The following is a 20,426-nucleotide window of genomic DNA, read 5'->3' on the forward strand; positions in this document are numbered from 1 at the left end:
GAAAAAAGGGGACAGGCTTCGACCAACTTTTTTCAAAATGGCAGGGCAATGGCGGCGCCATGCCCTGCTTTGGCTACCATACCGCGATATGGGAATCCGCACGCGGTTCGGTACCGCCGCACAGCACGCCGCTGACCGGGTCGCGCAGGATGATCTGCCCACGGCCGTAGTCGGTGAGGTCGCTGGCGATCTGCACCTGGTGACCACGCCGGGCCAGGGCATTGGCCAGGTCGCGGGAGGCGCCCTGCTCGATGCCGACCTTCATGTCGCCCAGCCATTGCCAGCGCGGCGCATCCAGTGCGGCCTGGGGGTTGAGGCCGAAGTCCACCAGGTTCATCACCATCTGTACGTGACCCTGGGGCTGCATGTAGCCGCCCATCACGCCGAACGGGCCAAGGGCCTGGCCGTCCTTGGTGAGGAAACCGGGGATGATGGTGTGGAAGGTCTTCTTGCCTGCTGCCAGGCAGTTGGCGTGGGCCGGGTCGAGGCTGAATTCCTGCCCACGGTTCTGCAACGCAATGCCGCTGTCGGGCAACACCACGCCGGAGCCGAAGCCGTGGTAGTTGCTCTGGATGAACGAGACCATATTGCCTTCGGCGTCCGCCGTGGCCAGGTACACCGTGCCGCTGGCGTGCGGGTCACCGGGCTTGGGCGCCTGTGCCTGCTCGCCGATCTGGCTGCGACGGCGCGCGCTGTAGTCGTCGCTGAGCAGGTCGGCCACTGCCACGCGCATGTGCAGCGGGTCGGTGATGTAGTGCAGGCCGTCGCTGTAGGCGAGCTTCATGGCCTCGAGCTGGCGGTGCCAGGTCTGTTGGCTGTCGCGGTGATCGAAGGTGAAGCCTTCGAGGATGTTCAGCGCCATCAGCGCCACCAGGCCCTGGCCGCTCGGCGGGATTTCCCAGACGTCGACACCGCGATAATTGATGTGGATCGGGTCCACCCACTGTGCGCGGTAGTCCTTGAGATCACTGGCGCGCAGGTAACCCCCGGTGGCCCGTGAGTGGGCGTCCAGGCGTGCGGCCAGGGCACCGCGATACAGGCTTTCGCAACGGCTGGCGGCCAGTTCTTCCAGGGTGCGCGCCTGGGCCGGGTTGCGGAAGATCTCGCCCGCTTGAGGTGCGCGCCCATCGATGAGGAACGTGTCGAACCAGGCTTGCAGCACTTCATCGCGGTGCGGGCTGAATTCGTTCAAGGAGATCTGCCATTGGTGGGCAACCACCGGTGACAGCGGGAAACCCTCGCGGGCCAGGCGGATGGCCGGTTGCAGCAGCTCGTCAAACGCCAGCTTGCCGAAGCGTTGCGACAGCTCCGCCCAGGCCGATGGGCAGCCGGGCACGGTCACCGGGGTCCAGCCGTACAGCGGCATCCGATCGTGCCCGGCAGCCTTGACCGCCTCGACACTCAAGGCGCCCGGCGCGTGGCCATTGCCGTTCAGGCCGTGCAACTGGCCCTTGCACCACACCAGGGCAAACGCATCGCCGCCCAGGCCGCAGCCGGTGGGCTCCACCACCGTGAGCGCGGCCGCCGTGGCGATGGCCGCGTCGATGGCGTTGCCGCCCTTTTGCATGATCTCGATACCAGCCTGGGCGGCCAGGGGTTGGGACGCAGCGACCATGCCACGACGGGCAAATACGCTCTGGCGCTGCGACGGATAGGGGTACTCGTGGGCAGAAAATTTCAACATGGCAAAGGCTCTTCAAAAAAAGTCATAACACACGGCTGAGAAACGCCCGGGTACGGGGATGGCTGGGGTGGCTGAAGATCTGTTCCGGCGGCCCTTGTTCGATGAGTTCGCCCTGATCGAGTACCACCACGCGGTCTGCCACTTCCCGGGCAAAGCCCATTTCATGGGTGACCACCACCATGGTCATGCCCTCCTCGGCCAGCTCTTTCATCACCTGCAGCACTTCGCCGACGGTTTCCGGGTCGAGGGCGCTGGTGGGTTCGTCGAACAGCATGGCCTGGGGTTTCATCGCCAGGGCGCGGGCGATGGCGACCCGTTGCTGCTGGCCGCCGGAGAGCATCGACGGGTAATGGCTGGCCTTGTCCGCGAGGCCGACCCGCGCCAGCAGGCCACGGGCCTGTTCCAGCGCTTCGGCACGTGGTGTGCCGAGGACCTGGATCGGCGCTTCAATGATGTTTTCCAGCGCCGTCATATGGGGGAACAGGTTGAAGCGCTGGAACACCATGCCAATGTCGCGGCGCTGGCGGGCGATGTTGCGCTCCGAATCGCGCACCAGGCTGCCGTCGCTGCGCTCGCGATAGCCCATGGCGCGGCCGTTGACGCGGATGCGCCCGCCCTGGATGTCTTCCAGCAGGTTGATGCAGCGGATAAAGGTGGTCTTGCCCGAGCCCGAGGCGCCGATCAGCACCACCACTTCGCCGCGCCGTACTTGCAGCGAGATACCCTTGAGGATCTGCAACTCGCCGAACGACTTCTGAATATCCAGTGCCTCAATGATCAGCTCTTCACTTTGGTGCGCCATGGTTATCGTCCCCTCAGCAGTTTCAGGGTGCTGCGCCCGAACATGCGGCTGGCTGCCGGTGGTGGCGCGGAAGGCCGGTCGGACTGGCTGAAACGGGCTTCGAGCCAGCGCTGGAAAAAGCCCCAGAGCGTGGTCAGCGTCAGGAAATACAGGGCGACCACCAGGTACAGCTCAAACACGCGGAAGGTCGCCGAGGTGATCATCTGGGTGCTGAGCAGCAGCTCCTGCACACCAATCACGCTGACCAGGGTGGTGTTCTTGAGCATCACGTTGAACTCATTGCCCAGCGGCGGCACGATCACTCGGAACGCCTGGGGCAGCACGATGCGCCGCATCAACTTGGCGAAGCCCATGCCCAGGGAGCGCCCGGCTTCATATTGGCCCTTGTCCACCGCGCCGATGCCGGCACGGATGATCTCGGCCATATAGGCACCTTCGTTGAGGCCCAGGGCAATGATCGCCGCCTGGATATTGCCGGGGACGATCAGGCCGAACAGTTCAATATCTTCGAAGCGGAAAATCCCGCCCGCCGCCAGTGCCGTGTACAGAAACACGATCTGTACCAGCAGCGGCGTGCCGCGCATCAGCCACACGTAAAAACGCACCGGCAGATGCAACAGCGGGTTCTTCGACAAGCGCAACAACGCCGCCGCCAGCCCCAGCGCGCAGCCCAACAGCATCGCCAGCACACTGATCAGGCACGTCAGCCACAGCCCCGTGAGGTAGACCCCGCTGGGCTGCAGCAGGTACTGCCAGAACACATCCCAATTGAAATTCATCGCAGGTACGCCTCAGTCGAGTGTGTCGCTGCTGACATGCCATTTGTCCAGCAACTGCACATAGCTGCCATCGCTGCGCATATCGCTGATCACCTGTTGCACGGCGGCGGTCAGTTGCGGGTCGTCCTTGCGTATGCCCAGGCCGGTGAGGATGCGGCTGAACGCCGGCACGCCTTCCTGGAATAGGTCCGGGGCCATTGCTGCGTAGTAACCGGCGGTTTCCACGGTGGTGCCGTAGGCGTCGACCTGGCTGATACGCAGGGCCTGGAAGGCATCGGTGTCGGTGTTGTAGACCACCAGTTTCATCGGGGGCTTGCCGGCCTTGGCGAGGCTTTCATTGTGGGCATCGAGCAGGGTCTTGATGGTGGAGCCGTTGAGCACCGCGACCTTGTGCGCGGACAGGTCATCCAGCGCCTTGATGCCCTTGGGGTTGCCCTTGGGCACCACCACCGACTGGCTGGAATACATGTAGTTGACGATGTCGATCACCTGGCGCCGCTCGGGTTTGTCGAACAACTGGTCGACGATCATGTCGCACTGCTGGGCGAGCAACGCCGGCACCAGCCCAGAGAACGGAATCACCCGCCATTGCACTTGCTTGCCGCCCAGGCGCCTGGCGATTTCCAGGCCCAGGTCAACGGTGAGCCCGCGCGGTTTCTGGGCTTCGTCGAAGGACACCAGGGGCGGGGAATCCATCCCCGAGCAATAGACAAGTTTGTCGACTTTTTGCAGACGATCCGGCACTTGAGGCGCAGCAAAGGCCCCCTGTGCGCAGAGACCGAAGGAGACAGCCACCAGCAAGGCGCGGCATTTATGCATGACCAGACACTCCAGTTCGTTGAATAACGGGGCAGGACTAAAGTCAAAACACAGCGGGTGTTTCTTATTGTTCGGTTTGCAGGAACTGGATCAGTGCCGGCACGGTGCCTTCGATGTGTTCGCGCACCACGGCTTCGGCGCGGGCGGCATCGCCGGCGCGGATCGCATCAAGGATCACTGCGTGTTCCTGGCGGGCGCTGAGGGGTTTTTCGCCGTGCTGCAGCCACAAGCGCATAGGTGCCTCGACCAGCGAGTACAGCGCCGAAATCTGCTTCATCAGGCGCGGGCGGCCGCTGAGGCTGCACAGGTATTCATGGAACGCGCGGTGCCGACTGACCCACGCGGCGCCTTCGTCACGGTAGTCGTCCATCTCATCGAGCATGCGCTCCAGGGCCGCCAGTTGACGCTCGCCGATACGCCCGACGGCAACGCGTACCGCCAGGCCTTCAAGGGCGCTGCGCATCTCAAACACTTCGTGCAGTTCATCAATATCCAAACCGCTGACGACTGCGCCACGGTTGGGCCGCAGGGTCACCAGGCCCTGGGCGTCCAGGCGGCGAAAGGCCTCGCGCACCGGCATGCGGCTCATGCCGATCTCGCTGGCGATGTCTTCGGCGATCAGCCGGTCACCCTTGCGGTAGCGGCCGCCGCAAATGGCATCGAGCAGAAAGTTGTAGGCCTCCTCCTCGGCGGTGAGGGGCTGGCGGTCAACGTAAGCGGGAGCGAATTGCATCGGCAGCACCTTTTGAATTTTTGTATCCAATTATCCACAAATACAAAAAAGCAGGATGCGTGCCAACGGCTTGGGACAGGAGCCAAGTGATTGATTCAGGTCGGATAGAAGGGAAAAAGCTGGGGCTGGCGTTGAAAAGTCGCGTGGGATTTTGCTACCCAATGGCGCAGAAGACGCCCCATTGGTGGGCGGAAGTAACAAGCGGACCGTGGGCGAGATGCTTTTTGCTTGAGGCGAATCCAGCCCACCGCTGGCGTTATGGCTCGACCGAATAGATGACGGTTTGCGCGCTGTTTTCGCCGACCGCCCGGCGGGTGAAATAGGTGTCGCCTTCGTCGGTGAGGATCTCGTAGTCGGCCTTGCGGGCCGGACTGGCGTGCTTGATGATTTTCAGCACGCGCTGGAACTTCACGCTTTGCGTGCCGTTCTGGTTGGGTCCGGTGAGCACATTGACGCTTTGAAACCAGCCGGCGTGCCGCTGGTTGCTCACCAGCGCGTGGCTCATCGCCTCGAAACGTTCCAACCGCGTGAAGCCCCATAGGGTCTGTTCTTCGACGGTGGCGCCCGGCGTAGCGGCGCCGGTAAACACAAACAGATTGATCGCCGGGCTGTCTTCGCAAAAGAAGTCGTAAGGGACCAGGCCGTCGACCATTTTCCTGCCGGGCACAAAGCCCTTTTTATGCACCTGAAACATCGCCACCTCCACTCAATCAATGGCGACAAGTCTAATCAGGCGCGACGTACAGGGCGGTCAAGCCAATGTAATGTCGTGTAAAGATCGCACGCTGTGCAGGGTGATCTCCACTGTCAGCCCACCGCCTGGCTCGTTGCGCGCGAGGATGTGGCCGCCGTGCATCTGGACGGCCCTCGCAGCAATGGCCAGCCCCAGGCCAAACCCCACGCTGGCATCGCCCACCCCACGCTCGAACGGCTGGAAAATGCTGTGCAGCCGGTCATCGTCGACGCCCGGCCCTTGGTCGGTGATCTGTACCGTGAGGCGGTTCGCATCGTGGTTGACCTGCGCCGACACGCACACGGTGGTGTCCGGCCGGGTGTAGCGCACGGCATTGCGAATCACGTTCTCGAAGCAGCGGTACAACAACTCACCGCTGACGCAGGCGATAAACGGCGGGCACACCTGCAGGTGCACGCGACAGCCTTTGATGCCGGCCTCAAACTGCGCATCTTCAACGATCATCGCCAGCAATTCGACAATATCCACGGGCTCGCGCTCGATACTTTCCGGACGGCCTTGCAGGCGCGCCAGGGTCAGCAACGCCTCGATCAGGGTGTCCATGCGCTCGGATTCGCGCTCGATGCGTTCGAGCATTTCCAGGCGGGCGGCGTCCTGGCGCAACAGGCCGATGGCCGCCTGCATGCGCGTCAGCGGGGAGCGCAGTTCATGGGAGATGTCGTGCAGCAGCTGTTGCTGGGCCTCCACCAGCACCTTCAACTGGTTGGCCATGCGGTCGCAGTCTTCCGCCAGGTCGACGATCTCGTCGCGACGCTTGCCCATGGCCGGCTTGACCCGGGTTTCGAAGCGTCCCTGGGCCGCGTCGCTCATGGCGCGCTTCAGGTACGCCAGGGGCCAGGCCAGGTAATAGGCCATGTAGCCGCTGAACAGCGCACTCATCAACGTGCCGATGATCAGCGGAATCTGGTGCCAGGGCCGGCCCGGCGGGTTACCGGGCGCGTGGGTCGACCTGATCGACAGCGTCAGGCCTTCCTTGCTGACGACCGCTCGCTCATAGACCGGCTGCGTCACGGGCCCACCTACCAGCAATTGACCGGCACTGTTGTAGACGCCGATGGCCTCGTCCGCCGGGCGCTCCCACACCGCCAGGAGCTGGCCGCCCGCCTCGACACCGAACGTTTGCAGCAGCTTGTCTTCGGCCGCCAGCATGGCTTCCACATGCGGGTCATTCGGCTGGAAACGGCCCAGTTCAAGCACGCCGACGCCCACCAGGAAGGTCAAGGTGGTCGCCAACCAGAAGGCCAGGAACAGTTTCCAGAACAGCAGGCTGGGCTTGGTCATTCGGCAATCAACAAATAGCCGAGGCCGCGTACGCTCTGGATCCAGGCCTTGGCGTCCGGGCGCGGCCCGAGTTTTTGCCGGATGCTGCTGATATGCACGTCGATGCGCCGGTCGTAGCGGGTCAGCGGGCAACCGAGGGCATTGAGTGACAGATCCTTTTTACTCACTACCTGGCCGGCACTGCGGGCCAGCTCTTCCAGCAGGCTGAACTCGGTGCTGGTCACGCCCAGCTCGAGGCCGTTCCACAGGGCCTGGCGCCTGCCGGGCCACAACACCAGCGCGCCGGTCGTGATCACTTCGGTGGTCGGCTGGCCCACCGGCTGCACCCTGCGCATGATGGCGCGCAGGCGCGCGACCAGTTCGCCGGGGGAGCTGGGCTTGGGCACGTAATCATCGGCGCCGAGTTCCAGGCCGGTGATGCGGTCGATGTTGTCGCCACGGGCGGTGAGCAGCACTACGGGTACCTGGCTGACGACGCGGATGCGCCGGAGTACCTCGATGCCCGAGCGCTGGGGCAGCATGACGTCCAGCACCACAATGCTGTAGCGCCCCGACAGCGCCTCCTCCTCGCCCTCCTCCCCCGTGTGCACGGCCGTGGCCTCAAAGCCTTCGCGCGCGAGGTATTGGCTCAGCATGTCAGTCAGTTCCTGGTCGTCGTCGACCAACAGTACGCGGATCATCTCGGGCTCGTCAGTGGGGGGTTGCGCATTATCGACCCGGCATTGGCATCCCAGACCAAACTTTACCTAACTTGACATTCGGTTAACCGCACCAAACGCCCCTCGCTCGTATGCTGGATGTTCACCAGTCCGGCCGCGCGGCGAGTTGTCCATGCGTGCCGGCGCTGCTTGTCGATGTGTTCTGGAAAAGATCTTGATGAATTTTTCGCGCCTGCTCTGCTCGGTTGCGCTGCTGCTCAATGCCTCACTGGCACTCGCCCAAGGCTTCAAAATCTCGGATATTCGAATCAACGGCCTGCAACGGGTCTCTGCGGGCAGCGTGTTCGGGGCATTACCCCTGAACGTCGGCGACGAAGCGGATGACCGGCGCCTGGTGGACTCGACCCGCGCGCTGTTCAAGACCGGTTACTTCCAGGACATCCAACTGAGCCGCGAAGGCGATGTGTTGATCATCAATGTAGTCGAGCGTCCTTCGGTTGCCAGTATCGAATTCGAGGGCAACAAGGCGATTGCCACCGATGACCTGATGAAAGGCATGAAGCAATCGGGCCTTGCCGAGGGCGAGATTTTCCAGCGCGCCACCCTGGAAGGGATACGCAACGAGTTGCAGCGCCAGTACGTTGCCCAGGGCCGGTACTCGGCGTCGGTCGACGCGCAGGTGGTGGCTCAGCCGCGTAACCGCGTGGGCTTGAAAATCAAGATCGACGAAGGTGAAGTGGCGTCGATCCAGCACATCAACGTGGTGGGCAACACGGTGTTCGCCGACGACGCCCTGATCGACCAGTTCACCCTCAAGACCAGCAACTGGCTGTCGTTTTTCAAGAACGACGACAAATACGCACGGGAGAAGCTGTCGGGCGACCTTGAACGCTTGCGCTCCTATTACCTGGACCGTGGCTATATCAACATGGATATCACCTCGACCCAGGTCTCGATGACCCCGGACAAAAAGCACGTCTACATCACCGTGAACATCCACGAAGGCCAGAAATACACGGTACGCGAGGTGAAGCTCAGTGGTGAGCTGAAAGTCCCGCAGGACCAGGTCCAGTCCTTGCTGCTGGTGCAGAAGGGCCAGGTGTTCTCACGCAAACTGATGACCACCACCTCGGAGCTGATTACCCGTCGCCTGGGCAACGAAGGCTACACGTTCGCCAACGTCAACGGCGTGCCGCAGGCCCACGATGAAGACCACACGGTTGACGTCACGTTCTCCGTCGACCCAGGTAAGCGGGCCTACGTCAACCGTATCAACTTCCGTGGCAATACCAAGACCGACGACAAGGTGCTGCGGCGGGAAATGCGCCAGATGGAAGGTGGCTGGGCGTCAACCTATCTGATCGACCAGTCCAAGGTGCGCCTGGAGCGCCTGGGGTTCTTCAAGGACGTGAACGTCGAGACGCCTGCGGTGGCCGGCCTCGATGACCAGTTGGATGTGAACTACGCCGTGGAAGAACAGGCGTCCGGTTCGATTACCGCCAGTGTCGGCTTTGCCCAGAGTTCGGGCCTGATCCTCGGCGGCTCGATCACCCAGAACAACTTCCTCGGCACCGGCAACTACGCCAGCCTGGGGCTGACCCGCTCGTCCTACCAGAGCAAGTACAACATCGGTTTCACCGATCCCTACTTCACCACCGACGGGGTGAGCCTGGGTTACAACGCGTTCTACAGCAAGACCGACTACAACAAGTACTACGATGACGGGGTGTCCTATTACGCCATCAATAGTTTTGGCCTGGGCGCCACCCTCGGTTACCCGATCAATGAAACCTCGCGTTTGAGCTTTGGCCTGACGGCGCAACACGACAGTATCGAACCGGGCACCTACAGCGCCGACGAGATCTACGACTTTATCCAGCGCGAAGGCAAGGAATTCACCAACTTCAAGGCCAACCTTGGCTGGTCGGAATCGACCTTGAACAAAGGCGTGCTGGCGACTCGCGGGCATTCGCAAAACCTCAACCTGATGGTGACGGTGCCCGGCAGCGACCTGAGTTTCTACAAAATCGACTACACGGGGCAGACGTTCCTGCCTGTCAGCAACAACACATCACTGCGCTTTCACACCAAGCTCGGCTACGGCAGCGGCTACGGCTCCACGGACGGGCTGCCCTTCTATGAAACCTACACCGCCGGCGGCGAAGGCACGGTGCGCGGCTTTGAAAGCGGCACCCTCGGCCCGCGCAACACCCCGGCAACCGGTGCCTACGCCAGTGCCGGGCAGGCGTACTACTCGGACCGGGACACCGAGTCGCTGGGCGGCAATATCCTGATAACCGGCGGCGCGGAGTACTTATTCCCGGTGCCGTTCATCAAAGACAACAAATCCGTGCGAACCTCGTTGTTCTGGGACGTGGGCACGGTGTATTCGGACAAGTGCTACCTCAGTACCACCCAAGGCTGCGGCAGCGTGGACCTGGGCCAGATGGCCAGTTCGGTGGGGGTTGGGGTGACGTGGTACAGCCCGCTGGGGCCGCTGAGTGTGAATTTGGCATACCCGATTCGCACGCCGGAGAACGCGGACAAGCAGGTGTTTCAGTTCTCCATGGGGCAGACGTTTTAAAGGTTGCGGCGTGTTGATGCGTTTCCCCCTTCTGGGAAAGGCCCTACACAAATACCGGACGTCTGGCGAAGCCGCGTTTATGTATTGTTTTTTATAAGGGAACTCTGCTGTCAAGCCTTGGTCGGCTGATGTGTGGATTTTCCTTTCACTACGCGGATAGATCGGATGAAACAGATGCCCTTCGTCGAGGCCAAGCCTGTTGCCGACAAAAAGCTGGCTTTGTTTGCACCCGTGTCAGCGCCATGGCGTTCAAGCGCAAGCCCGCTGCACCTGCACGATTTTGCTGCCTGTCGGAATGTCGAATCAGGCGCGGTTTTTATTATCGCTTCCGGCCTGTCAGCCAAATCATTCCCCCTCGAAAAGTTTGCGCACGTGCCCATGATCACCATGAATGGCGCCATTTCGATGTTTATGAACACCGATATCAAGCCGAGTTTTTACGCTTGCACGGACAGAAGCTTTTCCAACCAGCAGCCGGATTTATTCAATTACGCCATGGCTGTCAGCCAAAGGGTCGCGCTATGGGAAGACCACGCGCAATCCTCCCATGCTCGTCCAACCGGGCAGCTCTACCCGCTGTCCAAGGCTCCAAAACCGTCGTGGATCGATGTGGCGCTCGGAAGATCAAAAGAGCTGGTTACTGATCACTCCTTGATCGCCTTTCGGAAACGGTCCATCGGGTTCAGCAAGGACATGAGCCAGGGCTTTTTTGATGCCCGAACCGTGGCCTACCTGGCCATCCAGCTGGCATTCCACGTCGGGTTCTCCAAGGTTTTCCTGGTGGGCGTCGACCTGGACGAAAAGTCGGGGAGGTTTTACGAAACGAAAAACTCCACAAACTCCCCCTGCGGGCTCGACCAACACTATTACACCCGCATACTGCCGTCGTTCGAGTTGATGTCCAAAAAGGTCATGGGGGATGACTTCATGGTTTACAACTTATCCGATATTTCGAAGATCCCGGACAGCGTCATTGCGCGTGTAACCGTTGCGGAAGTGGAAGCGATGCTCCAAAGGTCATGAAGCAAGAAGGGTTGACGCGAGCCCTTAGCGACTGCTGCCCTTTCACATACCTTTCACAGTCGAGCGTCTAGGGTTAACCCAGCTCCTGGTGAACATCCCTTTAAGCCCGCACTCCCCATCGCGGGCTTTTCTTTGCCTGGGATTTAACCGTGTGAAACCAGGTCAGTGCCGGGCTTCTTGCATCTGCCTGCCGCTGCAACCTGGTCCCTATCCAAGCATAAGGCCCTGTGATATCACTGCTCTCGAGAAAGCGGCCTATCTGGGAGCGGTCGATGAGGGTATTTGGCCTGGCAATACTCATCCCTACCTGCGTCATCAGTTATTTCATTTACGCCCTAGCCCTCCCCGCGTCCTGCTGATGGCAAATCTCCTCGCTGGATGGACCCTATTCGGCTGGTTCAAGACTTACCGTTGGGCACTGACGGAATTGAGCCAGAACGATGGCGCCCAGCCTAAACGCTGACATCCAGGATCATGGCCCGTTGGCACTTTTTCAATCGAGGCATGTCAATCCTGCATAACCACCACGTCAGTACCTCATCATGCACAGTTGGAAGAAGATATCGTTGACTGAGGGTCTACAACAGAACCTGCCCGGTCACCAAGTGGATTGCATTCTGATCAATGGCTGGACGGCGACCGTTTTCGTCAGACAGCTCGAACATGACTCAATGTTTTGCACAACGGGTATCAACCTCGCCAAGCTGGCAGATAGCTCAAGTATTCAAAAACTTGCTGACGAGCTTGTGTTCGAGATCGACATGTCGGGGGGGAGAGCTGGCTAGCTCTCCCCTAGTCATTCATTCTGCTGTGCTGGGGATGTGTGTCCGATCTAACCGGACACATTGTTGGCCTGCTGGTGAGGATGTGGTGTCGGTGATTCAGCCGATATCGACATTCATGGCGATGTCCCAGGTGCCGGCGCCGTTTTTAGCCAGGCCGATCATCATCAGACCGAGCCACTCGAGCGACTGGGCCATCTGCAGGTTTCCGACATCCAACGGACGCAGCCCGAGACTCTCGAGGAAGGTCGAGACGCGCGCCTTGGCGTGCGCATCGTCCGCCGCGATGAACGCGTCGAGGCGTTTATCCTTGGCAAGTACGTGGCCGAAGAGGGTATTGAACGCCTTGACGACATGCGCGCTGGTCGGGACGACCTTGGCGATCTCCTGCGCGCCGGAACTGCCGTGAGGGGTGACGAGGCCCGAGAGATCGGAAGCGACCGGATTGGTGATATCGATGATCACCTTACCGCCGAGCGCTTTCCCAAAGTCGGCCAGTACTGCCAGCGCATGGGTGTACGGTACGGCGAGAATGACGATCTCGCCCGCCGGGGTGGCGCCGTAAGTTCCCGTGATCGCTCCGGATGCGAGCGTGTCGGCAAGCGCCAGTGCCTTGGCGGGATCGCGGCTGACCACCTCGACGGTGTATCCGGCCTTGGCGATACGGCCGCCGACAGCCGCGGCCATGCCTCCCGAACCGATGATGCTGATAGTGCTCATGTGCAGTCTCCGTTTGAAATCGGGTGGTTTTCCAGCGTTTCTGGACGGGTTACGCCGTCACTTCATCAGTCGGCCGGAAAGTAGTGTCCGCCATCAAGATCGGCGAAGAGTCCGGGCTGGGTCGGTTCCCAGCCAAGCACCCGGCGCGTGATGGCGTTCGATGTCGGGGTGTCCAGCGTGACCAGATTCGCAAGAAACCCGAAGTAGCCAGGCAGCATCAGCACGTCCGCAGGGATGGGCACGGCCGGCAGATTCAAGCGGCTGGCAATGGCTTCGGCGATCTGGCGGTATGGGATAGCCACCTCGGCGATTGCATGCCAGCTTCTGCCCGCCGCACCTTTTTCCAGCGCCAGGCGAAACACGGTGGCGAGGTCACGGGCATGCACGGCCCCCCAACGGTTGGTACCTTCTCCGGGGTAGCCGACAACCCCCTTTTCCTTGGCCAGCCCGATCAACAACGGTAGGAAGCCGGCGTTATCGGTGGAGCTGTGCATGATCTCGGGGATCCGCACGATAGAAGACCGTATGCCCTTTTCCGCAAGACCGATCACCGTGGTTTCCACGATGTTCCGAACCCGCAGGGTATTCTTGTACGGATCGCCGCCTGGAAGGGGCGGATCCTCCTCGGTGGCCGGCCGGCCCAAGCCCTCCCACCCCGGCGAGCCGACGCTTCCAGACACGACCAACGGCTTTGCGCTTCCGGCCAATGCTTCGCCATAGGCGAGCATGATCTCAAGCTCCGCGGCCGCAACGGCGTTGATCCCACCGGTTGGAATCAGGTCCTGCCGATGCGCGAGGTGAATGACGCCGTCCGAGGCTGCAGCCGCTTCCTTGAGACCGTCGAGGTCCTCGAGATTGCCGCGACGTACCTTGGCGCCGAGCGCAGCAGCCTGCGCCGCGGCCGTGTCGGACCGAGCCAGAGCCGTGACCTCATGGCCGGCAGCAATAAGGTCGGAGATGACGTACGGACCGGAATGGCCGGTGCCGCCGGTAACAAAAACCTGCATATGCGTGTTCCTCATGGGTGATGGGTGCGGAAAAAGGTGCAAGGGGGGGCTGTGCCGGGCACCTGTGTAATCCGGCGCCCCACCGTCAGCTCAGGTCGTCGGCGGAAAATAATGGCCGTTGTCGAAGTCCTCAATCAGGCCGGGCTGGACGGGGTCCCAGCCAAGCGCCTGGCGGGTGATGGCATTCGATGCGGGGAGGTCCAGCGTGGCCACTGCCGCCAGGAACCCGAAGTAGCCCGGCAGCATCAGTTCGTCCGCGGGGATGCTCACGGCTGGGACTCCCAGGCGAGCGGCTATAGCTTCGGCGATCTCGCGGAACGGGATTCCCTCGTCGCCGATCCCGTGCCAGGTTTTGCCTGCGGCCCCCTTCTCGAGCGCCAGGCGGAACAGAGCGGCGAGATCGCGGACGTGCACGGCGGGCCAGCGGTTCTTGCCGTCTCCCGGGTAGCCGGCGAAACCCTTTGTTTTCGCGAGCATGATCAGTTGCAGGCGACCGGTCGCACTGTGTAAGAGAGTGGGAATCCGCACGACCGACGATCTGACTCCTCGCTCGGCGAGGCCCACGACGGCGGTTTCCACGACATTGCGTGCCAACAGAGTGCCTGAATCGATAGGGCCGTTAGGTAGAGCGGGATCATCCTCGGTCGCCGGACGGCCCAGGCTGACCGGTGCGCCGATAGGCGCTGCCCTGCCCACGTTCATGGGCGTGCCGATACTGCCTGCAACGACCAATGGCTTATCCGTGCCCGCCAGCGCTTCGCCGAACGCGAGGACGGTCGCGAGCTCAGATTCGACTAAGGCGGCGATCCCGCCGGAGGGAAGCAGTTCGGCCCTGTATCCGAGGTGGATGACGCCGTCGGACTCGACCGCCGCCGCCTTGAGCCCTTCGAGGTCGGCAAGATCTCCACGACGCACCCTGGCGCCGAGCGCGGACGCCGTTGCTGCGGACGCGTCTGACCTTGCCAGAGCGACGACCTCATGGCCGGCTGCGATGAGGTCGGGAATGACGTACGAACCAACGTGGCCGGTGCCGCCAGTGACAAAAACGAGCATGTATTGGCCCTTCTGAGCAGAGTGATACGAGACGCGCTGGTGCGATCCGGTGAACTCACTCAACGTAGGATCCATGCTGGTCTTTTCACTTGTAAAAAGCAAGTGATCGAATCGAATTTTACTTGCGACATGCAAGTGATGCTAATATCCAGCCATGAAAACGACTCTTAAAGAAGACTTTCGGTCCCATTGCGCGGTGAACTACGGCGTGGAGATTTTTGGCGACCGGTGGTCGCTCCTGATCATTCGCGACATCGTTTTTGTTGGGAAGAAGACGTATGGGGATTTCCTGAAGTCGGAAGAAGGAATCGCGACCAATGTGCTTGCTTCTCGCCTTGCCTTTCTGGAGGAGCAAGGCGTTCTCTCGAAGGCGCCCAGCCCCGACGACAGACGCAAGGACTTTTACACGTTGACCGAGAAGGGCCTGGACCTCATTCCAATTGTGATCAATATCGTGCTCTGGAGCGCGAAGCATGATTCGAAGTCATACGTGCGGCGCCGCGAGGAGTTTGTTGCTCGATTAACTCAAAACCCGATGCAGGTGAGCGAGGAAGTAAAGGCGCTGGTCCGCAATGGCGGGTGCATCTTTCCTGAGAGCGGGGGATGAACAAGGCGGCAAACGCGCCCTGTCAGGGCGCAATTGGCACTTATCCAAACGTATAAGCGCCATCAATCGAACTTGACCAAGTCCTTGAAGATCAGCTGACCCCAGCTATTTCCGCGCGCCTGCACAAGCATTCCACCTTCCGAAAGCCCGCCCAGTTTGATCGGCGAGAAACCGAGATTTTCCGCGAGCGCACCAATCTCCGCTGCGGCGCCGTCATCGTCGCTCGCCAGGAACACCACTCTCCTGCCACCCTGTACGGCCGGGTCCTGGTCTAAAACGGCAGCGACCAAATGGTTGAAGCCTTTGACCAGTCTCGCACCCGTAAAGGCCTGCGCGACGACCCTGGAGGATGGCTGTCCGCCGAGTTCCTCAGGGGGCACGCCGTAGGCATTGGTCACATCGATGACGGTCTTGCCTTCCCAGTTCTGCAGCGCCTTCGCGACTTCCCGGTGCGACTCGTAACGGACAGCCAAAAAGACAATGTCCGCCTCGAGGGCTTGCGCCAGTGTTTTTGCAATAATCCCGGGGCCAATCGCGGCCGCATCGGCTGCAAAACTTTGCGGATCGCGCGTGGTTGCAACGAATACTTCGATGCCTTTGCGGGCAAACGCCTTGGCAAGCGCCTGGCCCAGTTTGCCGAAGCCGATAATTGCGTAGCTCATAAAAATCTCCTTTGGTTTACCACGCCTTGCGGGCTCCGAAGAGGGAATGGAGTGACCGCTCGGGCGTAGCGAATCAGATTTGTGCCAGACCGCCGTCGACGGCAACCTCACTGGCGGTCATGAAGCTGCTGTCCTGCGACGCGAGAAACGCGGCTGCCGCTCCGATCTCCTTCGGGTCGGCCATGCGTTGGAGCGGATTCATCGCGGCGAAGACCTTCATGCCTTCCTCGCCGAGCGCTGCCTTCGCGAGTTCGGTGGCCGTCGGCCCGGGCGACAACACGTTGACCCGGATACCGGTGCCCTTCAGGTCCTCCGCCCAAGTCCGCGCGAGGTTGCGCACGGCCGCCTTGCTTGCGCTGTAGACACTGAATGCCGGCGCGCCCGTGGTGCCGGCGCTCGACCCGGTCAGGATGATCGAACCGCCCTGCCCCATCAGCGGCAACGCCTTCTGGACCGTGAAGATCACGCCCTTCACGTTGGTCTCGAAGGTTTCGTCAATGTGCTCGACGGTGATCTTGCCGAGCGCAAGCGGGCTTCCCGCCCCGGCATTGGCGAAGACGATGTCGAGGGTTCCGCGCTCGGCCTTCACCGCCGCGTAGAGCCGGTCCAGGTCGGACTGATCAGAGACCGAGCCCTTCACCGCACGGGCATTGGGCCCAAGCTCGGCGATGGCCGCGTCGAGCGCTTCCTGGCGGCGGCCGAAGATGAAGACGAAAGCGCCTTCCTCGATGAAGCGCTTCGCTGCGGCGAGGCCTATACCGGTAGCGCCGCCGGTGATCACGGCGGTCTTTCCATTCAATCTGGTCATGACGTGCATCCTTGGTTGGCGTTGTACCCAAGCAGGAAATTGCTTGCTTGAGACAAGGATGCAGCGCTGATAACCTAAGGACAAGTATGCACCTTTTGGTAAGTATCAAAAAATGAAGACGACATCTGAAATCTGCGACACCGGTTGCGGGCTCAACGCCACGCTGCGCATCATCTCGGGCAAGTGGAAACCGCTGGTCCTGTTTTTCCTGCGCGGCGGGCCGAAACGCTATGGCGAGCTCAAGCGTTTGATCCCTGGCGTCAGCGATAAGGTGCTGATCCAGCAGCTGAAGGATCTGGAAGCCGATCAGGTGCTTGCACGCAACGACTACAAGGAAGTGCCCCCGCGCGTGGACTACACGCTGACCCCGCTCGGCCGTAGTCTGGCTGATGCGATCATCCCGCTGTGCACCTGGGGGACCGAGAACGCAGCGCAAATGGCAAGCATCTTCGCCAAGCGCGATACCTTGGCCTAGCGGGATGCAGACGGACCGCTGAGTGGGACGCATGCGAAATAGCTGAGAAAGATAGAGAAAACTCAGACAGGATTGGTGCCAAAGGCAGCGCGAAGAATGGCCAGAGATGAAGTGAACTCACATCACAAGATGCGCTGATGATTCTACTGAGAACCTACCGTTTTGTAGGGGTAAAAACGATCAACAATAAAAAAGGGCCGCGAGATAAAATCTCGCGGCCCTTTGTATTATATGGTCGGGACGGAGTGATTCGAACACTCGACCCCTAGCACCCCATCTCCTTTTTCATACTTCTTGAAAGCTTCCAAAATTTTACTATGGATTTTTCTAAGCTAGTATTTACTTGAGCTCCAGCGGTGTTCTGCTCTACGAGAGTCCAGTAACGTCCATCAAGAGCCGACGTTTTTGTGGGGGTAAAAGTAGGGGGAGTCCGTTTCATGGCCAAAATCACCATCAAAGAACTCGAGTCGCTGACCGACAATGAGGCCGATCGGATCCTCAGGGAGGATGGCAATCTGGCCGGTCGAATCTCATTCCGTAAGGACGGTGTGTCAGTCAGTTTTTTTCTATCGGTATCGCTGGGGCGACCAGAACAAAGAGTATGCCTGCGGAACTTGGCCGCGCAAATCCTTGACGGACATCCGCAAGACCCACAACCAGACCCGAGCGCTCATTGATGAGCTGCCGTGCGACTCGTGGAGCGATTAGACAAACGCCCGCCCCCATCACCGCCCACTCCAAAACGCCGCCCAGGTGCTCCATGGGAGCCTAATTTCATGTCCCTGCGAAGCCCCAAGTTTGAATGGGCCTCAACGGCCGAACTAACGTTTCAGATCAGTGAGCGGCAGTTTCAATTAGAGGCGCGATATGTTGCTTCCAGTTCCGCAATAGCGGCTTGCAAGTCAGCCAATAGATCAACCAACAACCATAGATGGCTGAATGGTGATAGCAGTCTCCGATCGTGAGTTTTCCGTGCGCCAGCTGATGGCGCAAATTGGGCCCCCCCTTGTGGTGGAAGAGCAGCTCGATCTCATTCACCAGATCTGCCCCAAATACTTCATCCATCTCAGGGCGCATATTCTGTAGTAAACCACTTAACGACCTGTCTTCCTCCAACAGATCGGGTTTGATCTTGGAAGATTCTTTTCCGGCATTGGTCATGACGTAGCGGATAGAATTTTCGAGCTGTGGGATTAGTAGAAACGCCGCGGAGCAATAGTCACCTTGGAACAAGCGTGCAAATCCAAGAGCGAAAACCTCTGCATGTCCTTGAGGTACGAAGGGGCTGGCGGCAACTATTGGGGGAAAATGTCGCTCCTCGATCGGAAAACGCTGTGTTGTAGTTCGTAACGCCGGTTCAATCGCAGACGCGACGGCGATATGCCGTCGTAGGTCCAACTCACGCAGCCATTGAGCTTTAAACCACTCTTCGTCCGGCTCTTCGCTGGCATGCCCATCACTAGGAGAGGAAACAGAAACTCTACCTTTTCTATCGATGTAACTGTTCGACATAGAACTGAAAAGGAACTCATCCCTGCTCCGCAGAGCGGTCGCTCGCAGATCCGCGATCGGCACCGGTCGCCACCAGGCCGCTAACTGGTAAAAAATGTCCGGTAGCGTTAGCCCTTCGAACAGCTCAACCGTCCCCTTTCGCTCCTCACTGAGATCCATCGGGACGGTGAAACACGCAAGTTCATCTAGCGCTTGATCTTGTAGCTCCACCAGCTCGAGCCGAAGAGCCTTGATCCGATCTCGGTGCCCACCTATTGCCCGCAACTCACCGATAACGTCCAAAGTCCATGAGGCTTTGGCCATCGGCGAATGGACCTGATCACGCATTCGAAGGGTTTGCTCAATGGACGCATCTTTACAACGACGTTGCGCCTCCACATTATTCCGTTTCCCTTGTGCGTCCGCCGCTAAATCCCAAAGGCCTTTAACTGCCATTGGGTATGCGTCATCGTCAAGAGATGACGCCAGACGCTCGGCATCCTCTGCAATGGTTTCCCAGGTCGTTAAATCGTAGCTCTGCGCCAAGCGAGCGATTCGAATGAAAGATACAAAATGCGAATGTCCTTTAGCACGACTATAAAGCTCATGGACACATGCTTTGACTCTCGCGGGGATTCGAGATCGTTTACCGGTACCCGCAAGAATCTGCAGTGCACGCTCGATGAAGTCGAGTAGATGCTGATCCACCCAATCTTCTTCCAGGTAGCTGTTCCGGTATACGCCCGACAAACGTTTTTCAATGACCTCGCAATAAGCTTCTACGGCGACTTCGGCCATTCGCCACTGCTTTCGATCGTTGTACCAGACCACGTCTGCGACCCTAGCTCGTAACGCCGGATGTGAAAGTGAATGGGCGACCTTAGCCAACACTTGATTCTGCTCAGTTGAAACATCGCTCGCAGTGGTGGTCCGCACCACGGAATTCTGAACCATAGGGCCGAAAATAGTCGCTGGGTCTTGTACTCTGAAGCAGAAGGCGGCGAGGGTCGCGAGCAGTCGGTATGCGTAGCCAGTGCCGTGCTCTCCTCGGGCGTCAGCATCAGCGGCAGCCTGAAATAGGGGCGAAAATATTGTGTACCCTTCGACCGTATCCACCCCGTCGAGCGCAGCATCGAGATCAACAGACTCGAAGTTCTCAACCGTCACCAAGATCTCTGCATCACCTGCCTGGGGCTTGGCGCTTTCATCCAAACTCATAAATTTCCTTTCTATCGCGCCCCATCGAGAAGCTCGAACGGGTAAACCTCCCCAAATAGAAGCAGGAATATGAACAATGACCAAGTTTCCGCCGATGGCTCATGCTTAAAATTAACACCTAGGGCTTGCAACCCGGCAGCGTCCCTGGCGATGCGGGGTAAGTTGAATCTGTCGACGCAAACGATGATTACTTGGGCATATCGTCAATATTTCCGAGCGTCTAATCCTGGCCGATTGCTGCCTTTGGCGAAGGTCAGGTTTGAGTGGATTTCTAATCCTCACGAGAGGCAGTAACCGGCCACCTTTGCTAAAGAGCATTCCAAAACGACCACATTCACCATAAGCAGGTTAGAGCAACCTGGAGGCTTACGAGTGTGGCCACAACCGGCCACTTAACCGACCCGCGAACTTTTGTTGCCCGATGAGCAGCGAGACATGATTAGTACTTCACATTCTCCGTTAGGTGATCGACTGCTCAGCAAGCA

General features: G+C 59.9%; 18 protein-coding genes and 1 pseudogene. 5 read left to right on the top strand and 14 right to left on the bottom strand.

Translation table 11 applies throughout. The features are described 5' to 3' along the window. Positions 1-73: 73 nt before the first annotated feature. The 8 genes from V3W40_RS09145 to V3W40_RS09180 all read right to left on the bottom strand — a co-directional run bounded on the left by V3W40_RS09145 (position 74) and on the right by V3W40_RS09180 (position 7,532). Positions 74-1,684, bottom strand: a complete 1,611-nt coding sequence (locus V3W40_RS09145; protein WP_065948024.1) for a gamma-glutamyltransferase family protein — start codon at positions 1,682-1,684, stop codon at positions 74-76. 22 nt (positions 1,685-1,706) lie between these two features. Beyond that, on the bottom strand, positions 1,707-2,486 hold the full coding sequence (locus tag V3W40_RS09150) for an amino acid ABC transporter ATP-binding protein (RefSeq protein WP_053129053.1): 780 nt from the start codon (positions 2,484-2,486) through the stop codon (positions 1,707-1,709). 2 nt (positions 2,487-2,488) lie between these two features. Beyond that, positions 2,489-3,265 carry an amino acid ABC transporter permease gene (locus tag V3W40_RS09155; protein ID WP_027607402.1) on the bottom strand — a complete coding sequence of 259 codons (777 nt, stop codon included), beginning with the start codon at positions 3,263-3,265 and terminating at the stop codon, positions 2,489-2,491. A gap of 12 nt (positions 3,266-3,277) precedes the next feature. Beyond that, positions 3,278-4,084, bottom strand: coding sequence for an ABC transporter substrate-binding protein (locus V3W40_RS09160; protein WP_330214891.1), 807 nt, complete (start codon positions 4,082-4,084; stop codon positions 3,278-3,280). 64 nt (positions 4,085-4,148) lie between these two features. After that, positions 4,149-4,817, bottom strand: a complete 669-nt coding sequence (locus tag V3W40_RS09165; protein WP_065927276.1) for a GntR family transcriptional regulator — start codon at positions 4,815-4,817, stop codon at positions 4,149-4,151. A gap of 256 nt (positions 4,818-5,073) precedes the next feature. Next, a complete protein-coding gene (locus V3W40_RS09170; protein ID WP_065927275.1) occupies positions 5,074-5,511 on the bottom strand; it encodes a hypothetical protein in 438 nt (145 codons plus the stop codon). Positions 5,512-5,568: 57 nt separating this feature from the next. Then, on the bottom strand, positions 5,569-6,852 hold the full coding sequence (locus tag V3W40_RS09175; RefSeq protein ID WP_330214892.1) for a HAMP domain-containing sensor histidine kinase: 1,284 nt from the start codon (positions 6,850-6,852) through the stop codon (positions 5,569-5,571). After that, positions 6,849-7,532: a response regulator transcription factor gene (locus tag V3W40_RS09180; protein WP_065927273.1), complete on the bottom strand. Its 684-nt coding sequence runs from the start codon at positions 7,530-7,532 to the stop codon at positions 6,849-6,851. Before V3W40_RS09180 ends, V3W40_RS09175 begins: the two co-directional genes overlap by 4 nt. A 196-nt stretch (positions 7,533-7,728) precedes the next feature. Here V3W40_RS09180 and bamA point away from each other — a divergent pair, with 196 nt between their 5' ends. Together bamA and V3W40_RS09190 are read left to right on the top strand one after the other, a co-directional pair. After that, positions 7,729-10,095, top strand: a complete 2,367-nt coding sequence (bamA, locus tag V3W40_RS09185; RefSeq protein ID WP_330214893.1) for an outer membrane protein assembly factor BamA — start codon at positions 7,729-7,731, stop codon at positions 10,093-10,095. Positions 10,096-10,260: 165 nt separating this feature from the next. After that, a complete protein-coding gene (locus tag V3W40_RS09190) occupies positions 10,261-11,118 on the top strand; it encodes a lipopolysaccharide biosynthesis protein (RefSeq protein ID WP_330214894.1) in 858 nt (285 codons plus the stop codon). A gap of 881 nt (positions 11,119-11,999) precedes the next feature. Here the strand turns inward: V3W40_RS09190 and V3W40_RS09195 are convergent. From V3W40_RS09195 to V3W40_RS09205, 3 genes are all read right to left on the bottom strand, one after another. Next, complete coding sequence (locus V3W40_RS09195; protein WP_330214895.1) at positions 12,000-12,620, bottom strand: NADPH-dependent F420 reductase; 621 nt, start codon at positions 12,618-12,620, stop codon at positions 12,000-12,002. A 65-nt stretch (positions 12,621-12,685) separates the two neighbouring features. Next, entirely contained in the window at positions 12,686-13,627 is a 942-nt protein-coding gene (locus V3W40_RS09200) for an SDR family oxidoreductase (RefSeq protein WP_330214896.1), read from the bottom strand. A 90-nt stretch (positions 13,628-13,717) separates the two neighbouring features. Continuing rightward, positions 13,718-14,743 (bottom strand): SDR family oxidoreductase, encoded by a 1,026-nt coding sequence (locus V3W40_RS09205; RefSeq protein ID WP_330214897.1) that lies wholly within the window; start codon positions 14,741-14,743, stop codon positions 13,718-13,720. Positions 14,744-14,834: 91 nt separating this feature from the next. Here V3W40_RS09205 and V3W40_RS09210 point away from each other — a divergent pair, with 91 nt between their 5' ends. Further along, positions 14,835-15,287: a winged helix-turn-helix transcriptional regulator gene (locus tag V3W40_RS09210; protein WP_330214898.1), complete on the top strand. Its 453-nt coding sequence runs from the start codon at positions 14,835-14,837 to the stop codon at positions 15,285-15,287. Between the two features lie 62 nt (positions 15,288-15,349). On the opposite strand, the gene V3W40_RS09215 is transcribed toward V3W40_RS09210, so the two are convergent. Together V3W40_RS09215 and V3W40_RS09220 are read right to left on the bottom strand one after the other, a co-directional pair. After that, positions 15,350-15,949: an NADPH-dependent F420 reductase gene (locus tag V3W40_RS09215; protein ID WP_330214899.1), complete on the bottom strand. Its 600-nt coding sequence runs from the start codon at positions 15,947-15,949 to the stop codon at positions 15,350-15,352. 73 nt (positions 15,950-16,022) lie between these two features. Then, complete coding sequence (locus V3W40_RS09220; RefSeq protein WP_281112983.1) at positions 16,023-16,757, bottom strand: SDR family NAD(P)-dependent oxidoreductase; 735 nt, start codon at positions 16,755-16,757, stop codon at positions 16,023-16,025. Between the two features lie 112 nt (positions 16,758-16,869). Between V3W40_RS09220 and V3W40_RS09225 the strand changes: the two genes are divergently transcribed. Next, complete coding sequence (locus V3W40_RS09225) at positions 16,870-17,232, top strand: winged helix-turn-helix transcriptional regulator (RefSeq protein WP_330214900.1); 363 nt, start codon at positions 16,870-16,872, stop codon at positions 17,230-17,232. A gap of 437 nt (positions 17,233-17,669) precedes the next feature. After that, positions 17,670-17,913: pseudogene (locus V3W40_RS09230) on the top strand (Arm DNA-binding domain-containing protein); the annotation flags it as partial. A 153-nt stretch (positions 17,914-18,066) separates the two neighbouring features. Here the strand turns inward: V3W40_RS09230 and V3W40_RS09235 are convergent. Further along, complete coding sequence (locus V3W40_RS09235) at positions 18,067-19,941, bottom strand: DUF4209 domain-containing protein (RefSeq protein WP_330214901.1); 1,875 nt, start codon at positions 19,939-19,941, stop codon at positions 18,067-18,069. Positions 19,942-20,426 lie beyond the last annotated feature (485 nt).

Origin of the sequence: Pseudomonas sp. AM8 (assembly GCF_036346475.1) — a bacterium.
Classification (GTDB): domain Bacteria; phylum Pseudomonadota; class Gammaproteobacteria; order Pseudomonadales; family Pseudomonadaceae; genus Aquipseudomonas; species Aquipseudomonas marginalis.

Excerpts from the sequence above, each read along its gene's own strand:
- V3W40_RS09145 (WP_065948024.1), bottom strand. The coding sequence starts at position 1,684 with ATGTTGAAATTTTCTGCCCACGAGTACCCCTATCCGTCGCAGCGCCAG.
- V3W40_RS09150 (WP_053129053.1), bottom strand. The coding sequence starts at position 2,486 with ATGGCGCACCAAAGTGAAGAGCTGATCATTGAGGCACTGGATATTCAG.
- V3W40_RS09155 (WP_027607402.1), bottom strand. The coding sequence starts at position 3,265 with ATGAATTTCAATTGGGATGTGTTCTGGCAGTACCTGCTGCAGCCCAGC.
- V3W40_RS09160 (WP_330214891.1), bottom strand. The coding sequence starts at position 4,084 with ATGCATAAATGCCGCGCCTTGCTGGTGGCTGTCTCCTTCGGTCTCTGC.
- V3W40_RS09165 (WP_065927276.1), bottom strand. The coding sequence starts at position 4,817 with ATGCAATTCGCTCCCGCTTACGTTGACCGCCAGCCCCTCACCGCCGAG.
- V3W40_RS09170 (WP_065927275.1), bottom strand. The coding sequence starts at position 5,511 with ATGTTTCAGGTGCATAAAAAGGGCTTTGTGCCCGGCAGGAAAATGGTC.
- V3W40_RS09175 (WP_330214892.1), bottom strand. The coding sequence starts at position 6,852 with ATGACCAAGCCCAGCCTGCTGTTCTGGAAACTGTTCCTGGCCTTCTGG.
- V3W40_RS09180 (WP_065927273.1), bottom strand. The coding sequence starts at position 7,532 with ATGATCCGCGTACTGTTGGTCGACGACGACCAGGAACTGACTGACATG.
- bamA (WP_330214893.1), top strand. The coding sequence starts at position 7,729 with ATGAATTTTTCGCGCCTGCTCTGCTCGGTTGCGCTGCTGCTCAATGCC.
- V3W40_RS09190 (WP_330214894.1), top strand. The coding sequence starts at position 10,261 with ATGAAACAGATGCCCTTCGTCGAGGCCAAGCCTGTTGCCGACAAAAAG.
- V3W40_RS09195 (WP_330214895.1), bottom strand. The coding sequence starts at position 12,620 with ATGAGCACTATCAGCATCATCGGTTCGGGAGGCATGGCCGCGGCTGTC.
- V3W40_RS09200 (WP_330214896.1), bottom strand. The coding sequence starts at position 13,627 with ATGCAGGTTTTTGTTACCGGCGGCACCGGCCATTCCGGTCCGTACGTC.
- V3W40_RS09210 (WP_330214898.1), top strand. The coding sequence starts at position 14,835 with ATGAAAACGACTCTTAAAGAAGACTTTCGGTCCCATTGCGCGGTGAAC.
- V3W40_RS09215 (WP_330214899.1), bottom strand. The coding sequence starts at position 15,949 with ATGAGCTACGCAATTATCGGCTTCGGCAAACTGGGCCAGGCGCTTGCC.
- V3W40_RS09220 (WP_281112983.1), bottom strand. The coding sequence starts at position 16,757 with ATGACCAGATTGAATGGAAAGACCGCCGTGATCACCGGCGGCGCTACC.
- V3W40_RS09225 (WP_330214900.1), top strand. The coding sequence starts at position 16,870 with ATGAAGACGACATCTGAAATCTGCGACACCGGTTGCGGGCTCAACGCC.
- V3W40_RS09235 (WP_330214901.1), bottom strand. The coding sequence starts at position 19,941 with ATGAGTTTGGATGAAAGCGCCAAGCCCCAGGCAGGTGATGCAGAGATC.